This is a genomic window from Streptomyces sp. NPDC001492, from assembly GCF_053597275.1.
In genome coordinates this window covers 40,422-56,476 of the sequence record NZ_JBSFHW010000049.1, presented here as the reverse complement: position 1 = coordinate 56,476, position 16,055 = coordinate 40,422, and the positions used below count along the sequence as shown (strand labels likewise).

The window sequence follows — 16,055 nt, the reverse complement described above, 5'->3', positions numbered from 1 at the left end:
CCGAGGATGTCCCGAGTGCCCCGCTATGGGCACCGGGCGCCTCAGCGGTCGCGGTTGAAACGGGTGGTGATCCACAGCAGAAGAAGCAGGATGAACAGCGCGCCACCACCGGTGACGTAAGGGCTGAGGCTCTCGTGGTTGCCGCCGCCCTCGCCCTCGGCGGCAAGGGTGGCCAACTGGGCGGCGGTGCTGTGGAAGCTCATCTCGACAGGACCTATCGGTGTGGGCGGGATAAAGATGTCGGCCCATCGTAAGCGGGCGCCTGCCGGGCGATCACCCCGACTCCGCTGTCGGGGAACCCGGGGCGACCGTCAGTCGTCCTTCTGCTTGTAGCCCCGCAACAGGAACCACCCGGTCAGCGCACAGCCCACCATCATCACGATCAGTACGACCCGGAGCAGATTCCCCGGCGCTTGGTGTGGGGCGGCGCTCGCGGCCTCGGCGAGCCAGGCGGCCGCAGGGGTGTGCTCCATGGTTTTGGACTCCTTCGGTGTAGTGCCCGTCCACGGTAACTCCGCCTAGGCTGGGGCTCGCTTCGGGGGCGCAAAGGGCCGCACAAGGGTCCGCAAAGGGCCACTACACGCACATGGGGGAGAACATGTCCGACGACGGCCACCACGAGCACAACGGGCACGAGAACGTACCGAGCAGGCAGCGCAGGCGCTTCCCGGGGATCTCCTCGCGTGCGTACGAACACCCGGCGGACCGCTCCGCGCTGGTGGCGCTGCGCAAGCTGAGCGGCTTCGACACGGTCTTCAAGGCGCTCAGCGGGCTGCTGCCCGAGCGCAGCCTCAGGCTGCTGTTCCTGTCCGACTCGGTGCGCGTCTCGGACCGGCAGTTCGCGCACCTCAACGACATGCTGCGGGACGCCTGTTACATCCTGGACCTGGAGAAGGTCCCGCCGATGTACGTCAACCAGGACCCGCAGCCGAACGCCATGTGCATCGGCCTGGATCAGCCGATCATCGTCGTCACCACCGGGCTCGTCGAGCTGCTCGACGAGGAGGAGATGCGGGCGGTCATCGGCCACGAGGTGGGCCACGCCCTGTCCGGGCACGCGGTGTACCGCACGATCCTGCTGTTCCTGACCCAGCTGGCGGTCCGGGTCGCCTGGATCCCGCTGGGCACCATCGCGATCATGGCGATCGTGACGGCGCTGCGCGAGTGGTTCCGCAAGTCGGAGCTGTCCGCGGACCGGGCGGGATTGCTGGCCGGGCAGGATCTGGAGGCCTCGATGCGCGGCCTGATGAAGATCGCGGGCGGCAACCATCTGCACGAGATGAACGTGGACGCGTTCCTCGAGCAGGCCGAGGAGTACGAGGCGGGCGGCGACCTGCGCGACTCCGTGCTGAAGATCCTGAACCTGCTGCCGCGCTCGCACCCGTTCACCACCATCCGGGCGGCCGAGCTGAAGAAGTGGTCCGAGTCCCGGGACTACCAGCGGATCATGGACGGCCACTACCCGCGGCGCAGCGAGGACAAGGACGCCTCGGTCTCGGACTCGTTCCGGGAGTCCGCGGCGAGCTACGCCAGCAATGTGAAGAGCTCCAAGGACCCGCTGATGAAGCTGGTCAGCGACATCGCCGGCGGGGCCGGGGGCATCGGCGGGCGGATGCGGCGCGGGTTCGACGGCTTCACGAGCTCGGCTCCCTCGCAGGAGCGCCCGCCGCAGGACGAGCCGCCCACGGACACCCCGCGGCGCGACGAGGACTGATCCGGCGGTTCCAGGTCGGCGGGGACGGCGGCGCCCCGCCGGCCGCTCACACCTTGGGCTGCGCGCTCGTCGCCAGGGAGCCGCACAGGGCGGTGGCGCCGCCCGTGGCGTAGGGGTCGGTGCCTGCGGGGCCGCCCGCCTTGGCCGTCTGCCCGGCCAGCAGCGGGTGGAAGTGGTTCGTCGAGTCCTCGGCGCAGGACAGCGGGCCGGCCTGGACGTAGGAGACCACCAGCTGGGCCTGGTGCAGGCGCAGGTCGTCGCGGTCGAAGCGGAAGTGCAGCTCGCGCCGGACGGTGAACAGGGAGGCCTGGGCCTTGGCGTCGGCGCCGGTCGGCTTCAGCGCGTAGACGAAGGTGTGGTCCGCGGTGACCTCGAGGGTGGCCGAGTCGGTCTCGGTGGCCTGCAGCGTGCCCTGGACGCGGATCCTGCCGTCGGCGAGCTGGGCGCGGGTCTGGTCGAAGCGGACCAGCCATCCGGTGGGCTGGTGGCGGCCGTCGGCTGTCGGGTGCTCGAAACTCTGGTCGAACTGGTCGAGTTGGCTGCCGTCGAGCAGGACGCGCGGGGCGCGGACGTCCTGGCTGCTGAGCACCTCGGGGTAGAGCGCGGACCGGACTATGTAGTCCTTGGCGGTGGTCAGGGCGGCCACCACCTGGCTGTCCGAGAAGTGCGCGGTGCGCCGCGCGGCGGGCAGCGGTATGCCCTCGGCGCCGACGCGGAACTGGGCGGCGGGGCTGTGCGCGTACAGGTACTCGGGATCGGTCGCGCCCGGCACCCTGCCCTGCGGTGAGAGGGGTATGACGGTCATCCGCAGGGGCTCGACGGGCTGCCGGGCGGCGGGGCTCTGGTAGGGGTGCCGTACACCCATGTAGATCGCGGTACCGAAGGCCACCGCTATCAGCAGCACCAGGATCAGCGCCTGCCGGGACAGGCCTCTGCGCAGTGGCGGGCGGCGGCGCACGGCGGGCGCGTGGTCGGCCATGCGCTCCCGCGCGGAGAACTCCTGGAGGCGGGCAGCGCGGACGAACGACTCGTCGAAGACGACGGATCGGTATTCGTCCTCTCCTCCACCGCCGGGGGCGCCCTCGGGTGTCCCCTCAGGTGGGTCTCCAGGCCCTCCCATATATTCAGGGTAGGTCTCCGGGAGCCCCGGTAAACGCCCTGGTACACGACAACTTCTGACAGGTTCTCACCAGGTTCGAAAGAGAGCGCGAAGGGGACGCTCAGGCGCCGCTCAGGGAGTCGGCGGGATGACCGAGAGCGCCGGCTGAGAGTTGTCGGCGGAGGCGGAGGGCGGCGCAGCGCTGCCCTGTTCCAGGCCGGTCGAGGCGGGCGGCGGCGGCCCCTGGTCCCGGCTGCCCGAGGAGGCGCCGCGGTAGACCGCGGTGAAGGCCAGCGCGACCATGCCTATGCCCATCACGAGGGCGAGCATCCAGGCGACCGGGCGGTGCCAGCGGACCTGCTTTCCGTACGTCCCGGGGGCGCCGTAGCGGCCTTCCAGGATGTCGGTGTCGTCCGGGTCGTCGAGCTCGGGATCATGGCCGAAACCGGAGGGTTCGTATCCCTCCTCGTACCGCTCGCCCCTGGCGTGGGCCCGGCGCGCTTCCGCCTCGGAGGCCTCCGCTCTCGCCTGGGCGGCGGCAAGGAGGCGTTCGACGGCGGTCGGCTCGTGCACCACCGCCGCCCGTACGAAGGCCTCGTCGAAGACCACGGAGGCGAACTCTTCGTCCGACACCCCGCGGTCGTGGTCGTCGTCGGGCTCCCAGCCGTCAGGGAACGGCGTGCCCCCCACGTCCTCCGGCACGGGATCCAGAGTAGACCTGGGGGGTCAATTTGGGCAGACGGTATGGAAATTCATCCGCCTTGTGAGACACCTCTCGTGCGGCACGGCCGCCCGGGAGGGCGCGGTCTCAGCGCCGGATGTGTCCGTCGCCGGTGACGATGTACTTCGTGCTGGTCAGCTCCGGCAGCCCCATCGGGCCGCGCGCGTGCAGCTTCTGCGTGGAGATGCCGATCTCCGCGCCGAAACCGAACTGGCCGCCGTCGGTGAAGCGGGTGGAGGCGTTCACGGCGACCGTGGTGGAGTCGACGAGCTGGGTGAAGCGGCGGGCGGCCTGCTGCGAGGTCGTCACGATCGCCTCGGTGTGACCGGAGGTCCACAGCCGGATGTGCTCGACGGCCTTGTCCAGGGAGTCGACGACGGCGGCGGCGATGTCGTAGGAGAGGTACTCGGTGTCCCAGTCCTCCGGTGTCGCCTCGACGACGGTCGCCTTGGAGTCCTTGGCGTAGGCCAGCACACGCGGGTCGGCGTGCACGGTCACGCCGGCCTCGGCGAGGGCGTCCAGGGCGCGCGGCAGGAACTCCGGGGCGATGTCCTGGTGGACCAGGAGGGTCTCGGCGGCATTGCAGACGCTGACCCGCTGGGCCTTGGAGTTGATCAGGATGTCGATGGCCATGTCGAGGTCGGCGCTCGCGTCGACGTAGACGTGGCAGTTGCCGGTGCCGGTCTCGATGACGGGGACGATCGACTCCGTCACGACCGTCTGGATGAGGGAGGCGCCGCCGCGCGGGATCAGGACGTCGACCAGGCCACGGGCACGCATCAGCTCGCGTACGCTCTCGCGGCTCTCGCCGGGTACGAGCTGTACGGCGTCGGCGGGCAGTCCGGCGCCGCCGACGGCGTCCCTGATGACCCGGACGAGGGCGGTGTTCGACTCGTAGGCGGAGGCCGAGCCGCGCAGCAGGACGGCGTTTCCGGACTTCAGGCAGAGGGCGGCGGCGTCGACCGTGACGTTCGGTCGGGCCTCGTAGATGATGCCGACCACGCCGAGCGGGACGCGGACCTGACGCAGGTCGATGCCGTTCGGGAGGGTCGAACCGCGGACGACCTCGCCGACCGGGTCGGGCAGGGCGACGACGTCACGCACGTCGGAGGCGATGGCACGCACCCGCTCCGGGGTGAGGGTCAGCCGGTCGATGATGGCCTCGCTGGTACCGGCCTCGCGGGCCTTGGCGATGTCCTTGGCGTTGGCCTCGACGATCTCGCTCGTACGGACCTCCAGGGCGTCCGCGATGGCGGCCAGCGCGTCGTCCTTGACCGCGCGCGGCAGCGGGGCGAGGTCGGCGGCGGCGGCCTTGGCGCGGTAGGCGGCCCGGTTGACCGGGGACATGGAGTCGTACGGCGAAAGCGTGGTCATGAGGAAAGGTTAGTGCGCCGGACGGGCCCGTCCACCGCGCGTCCCAAACCCCGAGACACGCCCTTTTGTGCCTAAACCGGCGCCGCTCTCGCGGACCTGGTTGCTCGCCGTGAGGGTTCCGCAATTAGTGGTTACGGTCCGTGGTCGGATCAAAAGGGGTGTACGCCGACGGGGGTGGCGGGCGCAGGGCCGTACCCCTCCGCTATGCGCTGGTGGTAGGTCTCGCGGTCGATGACCTCCAGGCCGACGATCTCCCAGGGGGGCAGCTTGGCGGTCTGGCGGTGCTCGCCCCACAGGCGCAGGGCGACGGCGGCCGCGTCATGCAGGTCGCGGGCCTCCTCCCAGTAGCGGATCTCCGCATGGTCGCCCGCGTACCGGCTGGTCAGCAGAAAGGGGTGGTCGTGGGCGAGCTGTTCGAGGCCACGGCGCACCTCCTTCAGCGGGGCCTCCTCGCCGGAGACGCTGAGGGTGACATGCCACAGGCGGGGCAGGTCGGCCGGCTCCTCGTACCGGTCGCCGGCCGCGACGCTCGTCAGGGCGCGCTCCTCGCCGGCCGCGCGGGAGGGGGCGCCGTCACGGGGCGCCGCCGCCCCAGGGCGCACTCGTCTCACGACGGCCTCCTTCACGCAGTGATCGACTGGCGGACGTGCGGAATGTATCCCTGAGACAAAGTTGAGCAGGCCGCAAGGGCTCGTGGGGCGGTTTTGCGGAACGTCCACCTCAGGACGGGCCGATTTGCGGGTCGTTCCCCCCGTTTTCGGCCGAAGCCGGCCCAGAGACTCAGCAGCCGGGGCCGAGGGATCGGCTCCCAAGGTGATGAAAAGTCGTTCCTGAGGCGTCAGGGGTGCAGGAGGACCAGGTCGTCGCGGTGGATGACCTCGCGTTCGTAGGCCGGGCCCAGTTCGCGGGCCAGTTCCCGGGTGGAGCGGCCGAGGAGTTGGGGGAGCTCCTTGGCGTCGAAGTTCACGAGGCCTCGGGCCACCGCGCGGCCTTCGGCGTCCCGCAGTTCCACCGGGTCCCCGGCCACGAACTCGCCCTCCACGGCGGCGATCCCGGCCGGCAGCAGCGACTTGCGCCGCTCGACGACCGCCCGCACCGCCCCGTCGTCCAGCGTGAGGGAGCCCTGCGGGGTGGAGGCGTGCTGCAGCCACAGCAGCCGGTCGGCGGAGCGCTTGCCCGCGGGGTGGAAGTAGGTGCCGGTGTCACCGCCGTGCAGGGCCTCGGCGGCGTGGATCGCGCTGGTCAGGACGACGGGAATGCCCGCGGCGGCCGCGATCCGGGCCGCCTCGACCTTGGTGACCATGCCGCCGGTGCCGACGCCGGCCTTGCCCGTGCTGCCGATCTCGACGTGCGCGAGATCCTCCGGTCCGCGCACCTCGGCTATCCGCGAGGTGCCGGGCCTGCTCGGATCGCCGTCGTAGACGCCGTCGACGTCGGACAGCAGCACCAGCAGGTCGGCGTGGACGAGGTGGGCGACGAGGGCGGCGAGCCGGTCGTTGTCGCCGAAGCGGATCTCGTCGGTGGCGACGGTGTCGTTCTCGTTGACGATCGGGAACGCGCCCATCGCGAGCAGTTTGTCGAGGGTGCGGGAGGCGTTGCGGTGGTGGGCGCGGCGGCTCATGTCGTCGGAGGTGAGCAGCACCTGGCCGACCCGGACGCCGTAGCGGGCGAAGGAGGCGGTGTAGCGGGCGACGAGGAGGCCCTGGCCGACGCTGGCGGCGGCCTGCTGGCGGGCGAGGTCCTTGGGGCGGCGGCGCAGGCCCAGCGGTGCGAGCCCGGCGGCGATGGCGCCCGAGGAGACCAGGACGATCTCCTTCTCCCCGCCGCTGCGGCTCTTGGCGAGGACGTCCACGAGCGCGTCCACCCGGTCGGCGTCCAGGCCGCCGGACGCGGTGGTCAGCGACGAGGAACCCACCTTGACGACGATCCTGCGGGCCTCGCTCACGGCCTGCCTTGCCCCTGCCACCTTGTTCTTCCGTCCCCTCGCGCACTCGGGCTCCCCCGCCCGGCAATCTACGCGAAGGGGACCGTCCCGCGCGCGCGGGGTCCAGTCCCCGGACAGGCGCCACGTAACCATTTGCTCACGCGTTGCATACGGCAAAAAGGTTGCACTGGTTGCGTATAGAAAACAAAGCCCCGGTAAATCTAATTTGAACAGCGTGCCACCTAAAGATCGCCCCGAAGTCAGCCGTACCAGGCGCATACTCCTCCGTTCCGGGAAGAGCCCCTACGACGTCTTTCCAGTCGAGGAGGCCCTCCACCGGGACGTCATCGCCACCAACTCCGGCAATCTGATCTTCAGTGACGCCTCCCACAAGATCCTCGAGACACCCGGCACCGAGGTCGTCTCGAACGGCATCCGGACCGATGTGGCGGCGGCGGACCGGATCAACGAGGAGTACGACGCGTTCGTCGTACCGCTGGCCAACGCCTTCCGGCCGTCGTTCGAGTCACAGCTGAAGCGGCTGACGCGGCTGATCAGCAGGCTGCGGATCCCGGTCGTGGTGCTGGGCATCGGCGCGCAGGCGGGGCTGAGCTACAACGCGGAACGGCTCAAGCCGATGGAGCAGTCGGTGCGCGAGTTCGTCTCCGCGGTGCTCGACCGCAGCGCCTCGATCGGGGTGCGGGGCGAGTTCACCGAGAAGTACCTCAGGGACCTGGGGTTCAGCGATGTCGAGGTCATCGGCTGCCCGTCCCTTTTCCTGTACGGCAAGGAACTCGCCGTGCACAAGCGGGCGCCGGAGCTGACCGCCCGCTCCCGGATCGCGGTCAACGGCTCGCACAGCGCGGTGCAGAAACAGGGCCTCGACAAGGTCGTCGACCGCGCCCACGCCCGCTATCCGCACCTGACGTTCATCGGCCAGAACCTCAGCGACGCACGGCAGCTGCACTGGCGGGACCTGTCCCACCCGAACGCCGCGGTGACCGCGATCCCGACCCACCCGGACCACCCGATGTACCGGGAGGACAAGGTCCGGGTCTACATCGACCCGGTGATCTGGATCGACGATCTGCGGGGGTACGACTTCTCGTTCGGCTCCCGCATCCACGGCAATATCGCGGCGCTTCTCGCGGGCACGCCCGCCACCGTGCTGTGCGGCGACTCGCGGACCCTGGAGCTGTGCCGCTACTTCGACATCCCGCACCGCCGCATCGACAGGCTGCCCCCGGATCTCGACCCGGCGCAGCTGTACGAGGAGGCCGACTTCAGCGGCCTGACCGGCGGCCATCTGGAGCGCTTCGAGCGGTTCACGGCGTTCCTGGACCGAAACGGCCTGGAGAACACGTTCACGCACGGCGACGGCGGCGCGGCCTTCGAGGCCCGGATGCGCTCGCTGGCCTTCCCGGCCGGGGTGCGCCCCTGGAACGACGCCGACCTCGCCTCGCTCACCTCACGCTTCGGCTGGCTGCAGAGCCGTATCAGCGAACTGTCCCTGGACAACGCCCAGTTGAAGCGTGAGCTGGAGCGGGGCGCCGCCAAGTCCGGTACGGCGGGCCCGTCGGCGTCCGTCTACCGGCGGGCCCGTCGGGTGGTGGGGCGGCCGATCCGGCGGGCGCTGCAGTCCGGCAGGCAATAGCGCCTGCGCCCCTTCGGGGCGCTGCTCGGCCCCGCCCGGATCCCCCGGCCGTCAGGCCGCCGCGGCCGTCCCGCCCGGGGTGCGCGTCCTGCCCGCGCCCGCCCGGGCCTTCATCACCCGGCGCGCCTTCCGTACCGCCCGCTTCAGTACCGAGCCGGCGGAGTGTTCGCGGTAGCCGTGGACGGCGCGGGCCTCGCGGGGTGCCGCGAGGTAGACGGAGTCGGGTATGGCGGCCTTCGCATCCCGGAAGTGCGGGTAGACGAGGTAGACCTCCCGGCCCTTCTTCTCCAGGACGGCCGCCGCCTGCTTCTTCGCCTTCACGAACTCCACGACGGGAACCAGGAGTTCGGGCTTCTGCTCGGCGACCAGGTGCAGTCGCAACCGCTCCTCGACCTTGAGGCGGCCTGCGACGCCCTCGCTCCAGAACTCCTCCATCAACGGCTTCGCGAGCTCGAACTTGTGCCGTCGTACCTTCTCGCTGTCCGTGAGGTACTTCGGGCCGAACTGCGGCAGCAGCGTGATCAGGAAGGGGCGGACCAGGAGCATGTCGCGCTTGTCCCCGGCGGGGACGAGTTCGGCGATCAGGTTCATGAGGGCGCGCGCGGAGTCGAAGCGCAGGGTGTAGCCGCCGCTCTTCGTGACGTGCTTGCCGTCGTCGCGGCCCACCAGGTAGTAGCAGGTGTAGTCGGCGAGCACGGAGACGCCGTTCGCCCGCAGATACGCCTCCATCGTGAACAGGGCGTCCTCGCCGGTCCACAGGGACTCGTCGAAGCGCATGCCGTGCCGCTCCAGGAACTCACGGCGGAACAGCTTCTGCGCGCTCAGTGTGAACTTGATGTTGGAGGAGTAGACGTCGGTGCGGTCGAGGGTCTTGCCCCACATCGACTGCGGCGGCTTGCGGTTGATGCCCTCGACGCGGCCGAGGACCACGTCCGTGCCGTTGCGGTCGGCCATCGCGACCATGCGCTCCAGGGCCTCGGGGCCGAGCCGGTCGTCGGCGTCGAGGAAGAAGACATAGCGCCCGGCGGCCTTGCCCAGGCCGACGTTGCGCGGGCCGCTGGGTCCGCCGGAGTTGTCCTGCCGGATCACCGTGACCGGCATCGCCACACGGGCCGCGAACTCCTCCAGGTACTCCCCCGAGCCGTCCGTGGAGCCGTCGTCCACGGCGATGACCTCGATGCGCTCCGGGTCGATGGTCTGTGCCTCGACGGACGCCAGGCACTCGACCAGATAAGGCATCGCTTCGTACGCCCCGATGACGACGCTCACATCAGGCTGCGTCACGGTCACTATCTCCCCCTTGTCAACGGGATATTTCCCCCGTATCGCCTCATTCGCTACCTGAAAAGACGGCCGACCCGGGCAAGCGGTTGCTCTATGACCGGGTTTTCGTGACTCAGTTCACATGGCGAACGGACAGTACGGACACATGAACATACGAAGAAGGGCCCGGTTTTCGAGGATCACTCCTCGAAAACCGGGCCCTTCTCACCCGTTTCACACCACGGGCGGCGGCCTTTTCACGCGGTGGGCGGCTGCGCCGACAGTGCGTCCGACAGTTCGTCCGCGCCGGGGGTGCCGGCCGCGGCGGCCCGGGACTCCTGGCCGAGGTTGCGGGTGTCGGCCTTGAGCGTCAGGTTCGCCACCGCGGTGTTGAACTGCTCGATGGAGGTCGGGTCGTCCGGGCCGAGCAGGTACTGCTTCAGCTCCTTGCGGTCCTCCGCCAGCGTATCGGCGGCCGGGTCGCGGACCGCGTCCAGCAGTGCGCCCAGTTCCTTGGCGCTGTTGGAGAGGATCACCGCGGCGCGCACGGCGGTGTTCTGCCGCTTGAACTCCTCGGCACCCAGTCCGGCGGAGTCCGTGACCGCGTACGGCTTGCCGCTCGCGATGAAGTCGGAGACCACGCTGGAGATGTCGGAGACCATCGCGTCGGAGACGTTGAAGCAGTCGTACAGGCGCGGCTCGGCGCCCGTGATGACGCGGTGCTCCCAGACGGGGAAGGAGCGCCAGTACGCGTCGTTCCACTCGCCCCGCAGCCGGGCGATCTCCTCGTGCTTGCCGAGGTCGACCACGCCGTCGCGCGAGGCTTCGGCCTCGTCGCCCCGGTCGTTCGCGGCGCCGGCCAGCTCGGCGAGGCGGGCCTCGATCCGGGCCAGTTCGGCCTTGGCCTTCGTCTGCTCGGCCGTGTCGGCGGTGAAGCGGGAGTCGGCGGCGCGCGCGGCGGCGGCCTTCTCGACCAGCGCGACGATACGCCGGTGCGCCGCGCCGGCCTCCTTGCTGACGGTGCCGGTGAACGGGTGCGCCTTGTAGAGGACGCGGACCGGCGGGTCGGCCTTCACCAGCTTCTTCACGATGTTCTCGCCGGCCAGCACGAGCGAGGTGTTGCCCGGGTCGCCGTCCCATCCCTCCCAGGTCGGTGCGTACAGCACCGTGGGGCAGCGTCCGTCGGCAGCTGAGTCGCGGGCACCCTCGAGGCCGCCCTGCCAGGTCTTGATCGGCGCCAGCTGCGGGCGGCCGACCTCCACGATGTCCTCGTCGCGGACGCCGACATCGGCTATGGCGTAGCGGTCGCGGCCCGCGCGGCCCGCGGTCCACACCTCGTCGTACACCTTGCTGAACGGGTTCACGCTGGCCAGCTTGTCGCTGTCGCCGTGGCCGATGAAGACGTGCTTCATGGTGGGGACGCGCAGCAGATGGATGTTCTTGCCGACGTTCGCCGCGTACAGCGCCACCCGCACGGTGCTGAGGTCCATGTTCATCAGGTGCACACCGCCGGGCACGCAGATGACGGGGGCCGTGGTGGGCGCCAGGTTGGCCAGGATGACCCGCTCGCGCAGGATGACCAGCGGCTTGGAGTCGAGCTGCTCCATCGTCTCCAGCCACATGTTGACCTGGTACGCGGAGTCCTTGGAGCCCGAGAAGTACAGGACCGTCTCCGGCTTGTACTCCCGCAGCCAGTCGTCGACGGCCGCCAGGACCTTCTCGGCGTTCGGCGGGACCTTGCTGCCGCGGACGTACGGCACCAGCGCGAGGACGTACAGGCAGCCCAGGAAGATGGTGATCCCGATGCCGATGAAGCCCGGCACGGACGACTCCATGGCCGCGGCGACCAGAATGCCCGCGACGGCCGCGAGGTCGAGGTGGAGCATCTTCTCGGCCGAGCGGTCCAGCAGCACACGCGGCGGCGCGTCCGGGATGCGGATGCGCGAGGCCAGATCGACGTTGCGGGTGGCGACCGGCATCCGGCGGCGGTTGCGGATCAGGGTGACGAGGGCGCCGTGCGGGGCCTGGAGGCCGTAGAAGGCGATGAAGCAGGCGACCGCGCCGTAGTAGATCAGGTTGTCCGCGAGGGACAGCCGGGCCAGCAGCAGGATCAGCAGCAGCTCTCGGATCAGGAAGCGGATCGAGAGGCCGGCGCGGACCTTGCTGAGCCGGTTGACGAGGTAGCTGCCCTTGCGGTGCAGATAGTGGTCCGCCAGGTACGTCACGGCGGCCGCTGCCGCGAAGGCGTAGATGCTCGGGACGAGCGCGGCCACCATGATCGCCGGGAAGCCCAGCATCATGAGGACCGCCGCGGCCAGCTCGGCCGCGCTGCCCACCCGGGCGACGCGAATAGCGGTGGATATCACGGAGAACCTGCTCTGGGAGGGGGAGTGCCGGTTTTGTTCTGAAGTGCGCAGGGTTTGTGGCAATTCGGTGGGAATTCGTCGGGTGTACGGATTCAGGCCCCTGCGAACACCCGGTCAATGCACTGCATTGACACCGGAAAGCAGAGGCCTGAATAACGGAAGACTAATTCCCGTCGATTATTACATGCCGTCCTGTCGGTCCAGCACCGAGGCCAGCGCCTGCTCGAAGCCGGAGGCCTTGGCCGCGCCCGCCGTCGGGTCCTGCTGGCGGACGTCGATGACATGGCCGGTCAGCTCGGACAGCAGCACGTCCAGCGAGGTGCGGGCCACGGCCTCCGAGGAGAGCAGCGAACCCTCGGGCTCCTGGCCGAAGGCCTTGGTGCGCATGGGCGTCGCGGTGCGCTCCGGGTTGACGCAGTTGACGCGGATACCGTCGCCGGCCCACTCGTCGGACAGGGCCTGGGTGAGGTTCACCATGGCGGCCTTCGTCGAGGAGTAGAGGCTGTACTCGGCACGGCCGCGGGTGTAGCTGCTGGAGGTGTACAGCAGCAGCTGGCCCTTGGTCTCCGCCAGGTACTTGTACGCGGAACGAGCGATCTGCACCGGGGCCAGGTAGTTGACCTTCAGCGCTTCCTCGATGGTCGCGTTGTCGGTCTCGGCCAGCTTGCCGATGCGCAGCACGCCCGCGGTGTTGACGACGTAGTCGATCCGGCCGGTCTCCGCGTAGGCCTTCGACAGCGCGTCGTCGACCTCCTCCGGGTTCTCCACGTGCGTGCCGGTGGTGGAGCGGCCCAGCGCGTACACCTTGGAGCCGTAGGACTCGGCCAGCTCGGCGATGTCCTTGCCGATGCCGTACGAGCCGCCGAAGATCACGACCGTCTTGCCGGTCAGCAGCTCGCGGTAGGCCTCCTCGCTCACCTGCTCGGGCGCGGCGGTCGAGGCCAGCTGGAACAGCTTGTCCGCGATGAAGACGTCGACCGGCTGGGTGACCTTCATGTTGTACTCGTCGCCCGCGACGACGTGGATCGGCACGTCCGGCAGGTACTTCAGCACGACGGAGCAGTCGTCCGTGGCCTGGAAGTTCGGGTCACCGGCCGCGACCTCGTAGGCCCGCTTGATGGTCGACAGCTTGAAGGCCTGCGGGGTCTGGCCGCGGCGCAGCCGGGAGCGGTCGGGGATCTCGGTGATGAACTCCCCGTCCTCGCCGTGCGTGCGCGTCACGATGATGGTGTCCGCGGACGGGATGGCGACGTCGACGGCCTGGTAGCGCTCCAGGGCGGCCACGCAGTCGTCGATCACGCGCTGTGCCAGCAGGGGGCGTACGGCGTCGTGGAAGAGGACGTTGAGGTCCTCGCCGTCGGCCAGGCCCTCGCCGAGGGCCTGGATGGCGCGCTCGGTGGTCTCGTTCCGGGTCGAGCCGCCCTCGATGATCTTCTTGACCTTCTTGAACCCGGCCTTGGCGACGATCTTCTCGATGTCGGGGACGTATCCCGGCGCCATCAGCACGATGACGTCATCGATCGAGTCGGCCTTCTCGAAGGTGGTCAGGGTGTGCTCGATGACTGCCTTGCCGGCGATCTTCAGCAGCTGCTTGGGGATCGAAAGACCCACACGCTGGCCGGTACCGCCGGCCAGGATCACTGCGGTGGTACGGGGCTTGGCTATGTGCTGGGACACAGAGGACCTACCTTGGGGCGACAGGGAACGCGGAAATGGTCCCACTTGCGGTTACCGCTGTGCAAGGTGAGCGCCGTTCGCTGCATATGTGCGCGCCACCTGTCATTCACCTGGCACCGCTGGTGACGGTGGGGCCACCTCCGTCAGCTGTCTCGGAATTGCTGTGAGTAACTGCACAGGGGTTCAGGGCCGCCGCGGCTTCTTCGGACAGCGGTGGCCGAGCACCTTCACGAGTTCCACCGAAGACGTCCGGTGAACCGTGCGCGCCCTGGCTCCACCGTGCCGAAGCCCGCCGGTCAGGGTTCCCGCGGGCCGCACATCGCTCCCGGGGGTCGGCAGCGCCGGATCGCCGAGGACCCGTACGCCCGTATGGGCGATGCGGTCAATCATCTCGACGCCGATCCCCGCGGCGGCCTCGACGGCTCACCGCGGTGTCGGGATCTTCACGTCCTGCGGCGCCGGGCTGCACGCGTTCTTCATATGCATGACCCGCGCCGTTACGAACGGGACCGGAATACAGCTCGTCGGGCAGTCCATTGCCCCGGAATTCCCTATTAAGATTCCGCAGCATTTCGGTCTCGGTGAGGGTAAGGGATCGATTCGCCGTGTCCGGAGCGCAACGGACGGTAAGAGTCCTGCCCGGGATTACCCAGGAGCACCGTGGGACTCCGGTGAGTCCCACGGTGTCCGCCCTCCGCTCAGACCACCCGCACGCCGGGTTCGCCCGATTCCACCCGCAGCCGCGCCAGCGTGCTCGCCGTGGCGGTCGGCTGCCGGACCGTGTCCACCACCCTCACCTGGGCGTCGATGCCGTCGCGGTCGATGTCGAGGAGGTGGTAGCCGCGGTGGGCGTCGATCAGCTTCCAGTGCGGGTTGTCCGGCATCCGCGGGTCCCACTCGGCGTGGAAGGCGGCCTGGTCCTGGTCCCCGTTGCTGGAGATGGACGTACCGACGAACTCGGCGCCGACGACCTCGGAGTCCGGGTCGTCGTAGTCGGTCTTGAGGTCGCTGATCATCGTGAGGTGGCGGTCGCCGCTGAGCACCACCGGGTTGCGGATGTCGGCGAACTCCTCCAGGAGGGCGTTGCGTTCGACCTGGTAGCCGTCCCAGGCGTCGTAGTACCAGAGCTTGCCCTCGCCGATCTGGAGGTCGGTCTCGGCCATCATTATCTGCGAGGCGATCAGGTTCCAGCGGGCCGGCGAGTCCTGCAGCCCGTCCAGGAGCCACTCCTTCTGCTCGGCGCCGAGCATGGTGAGCGACGGGTTCTCCGCGGCCGCCTGGCTGGTCACCTGGTCGCTGCGGAACTGCCGGGTGTCCAGGACGTTCAGGCGGGCGAGGCGGCCGAACTCCAGCCGCCGGTACATCTGGATGTGCGGGCCGTCCGGGATCGCGGAGGCACGGACCGGCATGTGCTCGTAGTACGCCTGGAAGGCCGCCGTCAGCCGGGCCACGAACGCGTCGTGCGGCTGCTTGTCGGGATCCTGCGGGATCTCCCCGGCCCAGTCGTTGTCGACCTCGTGGTCGTCGAAGGTGACCACCCAGGGCGTGTTCGCGTGCACCGCGGCGAGGTCGGGGTCGGTCTTGTACTGCGCGTACCGGTTGCGGTACTGCTCCAGGGTGTACGGCTCTCCCGTGCCCTCGTGCCTGCGCACGGCCGTGGCCGACGGGGTGGACTCGTAGATGTAGTCGCCGACGAACAGGACGAGGTCGGGGTCCTGGTCGAGCATGTCGGCGTACGGGGTGAAATAGCCGTGCTGCCAGTTCTGGCAGGAGGCGAGAGCGATGCGCAGCGAGCCGCCCCTGCTGTGCGGGTGCGGGGCGGTACGGGTGCGGCCGACGGGCGAGATCTGGCCGTCGGCGCGGAAGCGGTACCAGTACGAGCGGTCCGGGCGCAGGCCTCGTACGTCCACGTGAACGCTGTGCCCGTACTCGGGCCGGGCCTGGGCGACGCCCCGGCGGACGGGCTTTCTGAACCGGTCGTCCTCCGCGAGCTCCCACTCCACCGGGACCGCGGTGTCGGGCATGCCGCCGCCGTTCAGGGGGTCGGGTGCGAGCCGGGTCCACAGCACGATGCCGTCGTGCAGCGGGTCGCCGGAGGCGATGCCGAGGCTGAACACGCCGTCGGGCAGGGTGGCTTCGGTCGCACGGGCCGTCCCCGGCAGCCAGAGCTGGGCGGACGCGGCGGCGCCGAGGACGGCGGCACCGGCGGTCAGAAAGCGGCGTCGGTCGGGCGAGATTGCTCCGGTCATCGCGAACTCCCCTG

The 16,055-nt window shown here is 69.6% G+C and carries 13 protein-coding genes and 1 pseudogene; 2 read left to right on the top strand and 12 right to left on the bottom strand.

What is annotated here, in order from left to right; translation table 11 throughout:
• Window positions 1–41 precede the first annotated feature (41 nt).
• A complete protein-coding gene (locus tag ACWC1K_RS41455) occupies window positions 42–203 on the bottom strand; it encodes a hypothetical protein (RefSeq protein ID WP_450838379.1) in 162 nt (53 codons plus the stop codon).
• A gap of 108 nt (window positions 204–311) precedes the next feature.
• The gene (locus ACWC1K_RS41450; RefSeq protein ID WP_450838377.1) at window positions 312–473 is read right to left on the bottom strand and encodes a hypothetical protein; all 162 of its coding nucleotides are present in this window, start codon (window positions 471–473) and stop codon (window positions 312–314) included.
• A gap of 125 nt (window positions 474–598) precedes the next feature.
• Between ACWC1K_RS41450 and ACWC1K_RS41445 the strand changes: the two genes are divergently transcribed.
• On the top strand, window positions 599–1,714 hold the full coding sequence (locus ACWC1K_RS41445; protein ID WP_450838406.1) for a M48 family metallopeptidase: 1,116 nt from the start codon (window positions 599–601) through the stop codon (window positions 1,712–1,714).
• 46 nt (window positions 1,715–1,760) lie between these two features.
• Here the strand turns inward: ACWC1K_RS41445 and ACWC1K_RS41440 are convergent, their stop codons facing one another.
• From ACWC1K_RS41440 to proB, 5 genes are all read right to left on the bottom strand, one after another.
• A complete protein-coding gene (locus ACWC1K_RS41440; protein WP_450838375.1) occupies window positions 1,761–2,834 on the bottom strand; it encodes an SCO2583 family membrane protein in 1,074 nt (357 codons plus the stop codon).
• 111 nt (window positions 2,835–2,945) lie between these two features.
• On the bottom strand, window positions 2,946–3,515 hold the full coding sequence (locus tag ACWC1K_RS41435) for an SCO2584 family spore wall biosynthesis protein (protein ID WP_450838373.1): 570 nt from the start codon (window positions 3,513–3,515) through the stop codon (window positions 2,946–2,948).
• Between the two features lie 106 nt (window positions 3,516–3,621).
• Window positions 3,622–4,908: a glutamate-5-semialdehyde dehydrogenase gene (locus ACWC1K_RS41430; RefSeq protein WP_450838371.1), complete on the bottom strand. Its 1,287-nt coding sequence runs from the start codon at window positions 4,906–4,908 to the stop codon at window positions 3,622–3,624.
• Window positions 4,909–5,057: 149 nt separating this feature from the next.
• Window positions 5,058–5,510 (bottom strand): hypothetical protein, encoded by a 453-nt coding sequence (locus ACWC1K_RS41425; RefSeq protein ID WP_351471117.1) that lies wholly within the window; start codon window positions 5,508–5,510, stop codon window positions 5,058–5,060.
• Between the two features lie 236 nt (window positions 5,511–5,746).
• Window positions 5,747–6,853, bottom strand: coding sequence for a glutamate 5-kinase (proB, locus tag ACWC1K_RS41420; protein WP_450838369.1), 1,107 nt, complete (start codon window positions 6,851–6,853; stop codon window positions 5,747–5,749).
• Window positions 6,854–7,067: 214 nt separating this feature from the next.
• On the opposite strand from proB, the gene ACWC1K_RS41415 reads away from it, so the two are divergent.
• Window positions 7,068–8,486, top strand: a complete 1,419-nt coding sequence (locus ACWC1K_RS41415) for a polysaccharide pyruvyl transferase family protein (RefSeq protein WP_450838367.1) — start codon at window positions 7,068–7,070, stop codon at window positions 8,484–8,486.
• A gap of 51 nt (window positions 8,487–8,537) precedes the next feature.
• On the opposite strand, the gene ACWC1K_RS41410 is transcribed toward ACWC1K_RS41415, so the two are convergent.
• From ACWC1K_RS41410 to ACWC1K_RS41390, 5 genes and pseudogenes are all read right to left on the bottom strand, one after another.
• Entirely contained in the window at window positions 8,538–9,776 is a 1,239-nt protein-coding gene (locus tag ACWC1K_RS41410; RefSeq protein ID WP_450838365.1) for a glycosyltransferase family 2 protein, read from the bottom strand.
• A gap of 230 nt (window positions 9,777–10,006) precedes the next feature.
• Window positions 10,007–12,115: a hypothetical protein gene (locus tag ACWC1K_RS41405; RefSeq protein WP_450838363.1), complete on the bottom strand. Its 2,109-nt coding sequence runs from the start codon at window positions 12,113–12,115 to the stop codon at window positions 10,007–10,009.
• Window positions 12,116–12,295: 180 nt separating this feature from the next.
• A complete protein-coding gene (locus tag ACWC1K_RS41400; protein ID WP_450838361.1) occupies window positions 12,296–13,792 on the bottom strand; it encodes a D-ribitol-5-phosphate cytidylyltransferase in 1,497 nt (498 codons plus the stop codon).
• A gap of 183 nt (window positions 13,793–13,975) precedes the next feature.
• A pseudogene (locus ACWC1K_RS41395) lies at window positions 13,976–14,405 on the bottom strand (hypothetical protein); the annotation flags it as partial.
• A gap of 85 nt (window positions 14,406–14,490) precedes the next feature.
• A complete protein-coding gene (locus tag ACWC1K_RS41390) occupies window positions 14,491–16,041 on the bottom strand; it encodes an alkaline phosphatase D family protein (protein ID WP_450838359.1) in 1,551 nt (516 codons plus the stop codon).
• Window positions 16,042–16,055: the final 14 nt, after the last annotated feature.

Bases quoted from the DNA above. Each gene is read 5' to 3' on its own strand.
- ACWC1K_RS41440 (WP_450838375.1), bottom strand. From the start codon at position 2,834: ATGGGAGGGCCTGGAGACCCACCTGAGGGGACACCCGAGGGCGCCCCC.
- ACWC1K_RS41390 (WP_450838359.1), bottom strand. From the start codon at position 16,041: ATGACCGGAGCAATCTCGCCCGACCGACGCCGCTTTCTGACCGCCGGT.
- ACWC1K_RS41430 (WP_450838371.1), bottom strand. From the start codon at position 4,908: ATGACCACGCTTTCGCCGTACGACTCCATGTCCCCGGTCAACCGGGCC.
- ACWC1K_RS41450 (WP_450838377.1), bottom strand. From the start codon at position 473: ATGGAGCACACCCCTGCGGCCGCCTGGCTCGCCGAGGCCGCGAGCGCC.
- ACWC1K_RS41455 (WP_450838379.1), bottom strand. From the start codon at position 203: ATGAGCTTCCACAGCACCGCCGCCCAGTTGGCCACCCTTGCCGCCGAG.
- ACWC1K_RS41445 (WP_450838406.1), top strand. From the start codon at position 599: ATGTCCGACGACGGCCACCACGAGCACAACGGGCACGAGAACGTACCG.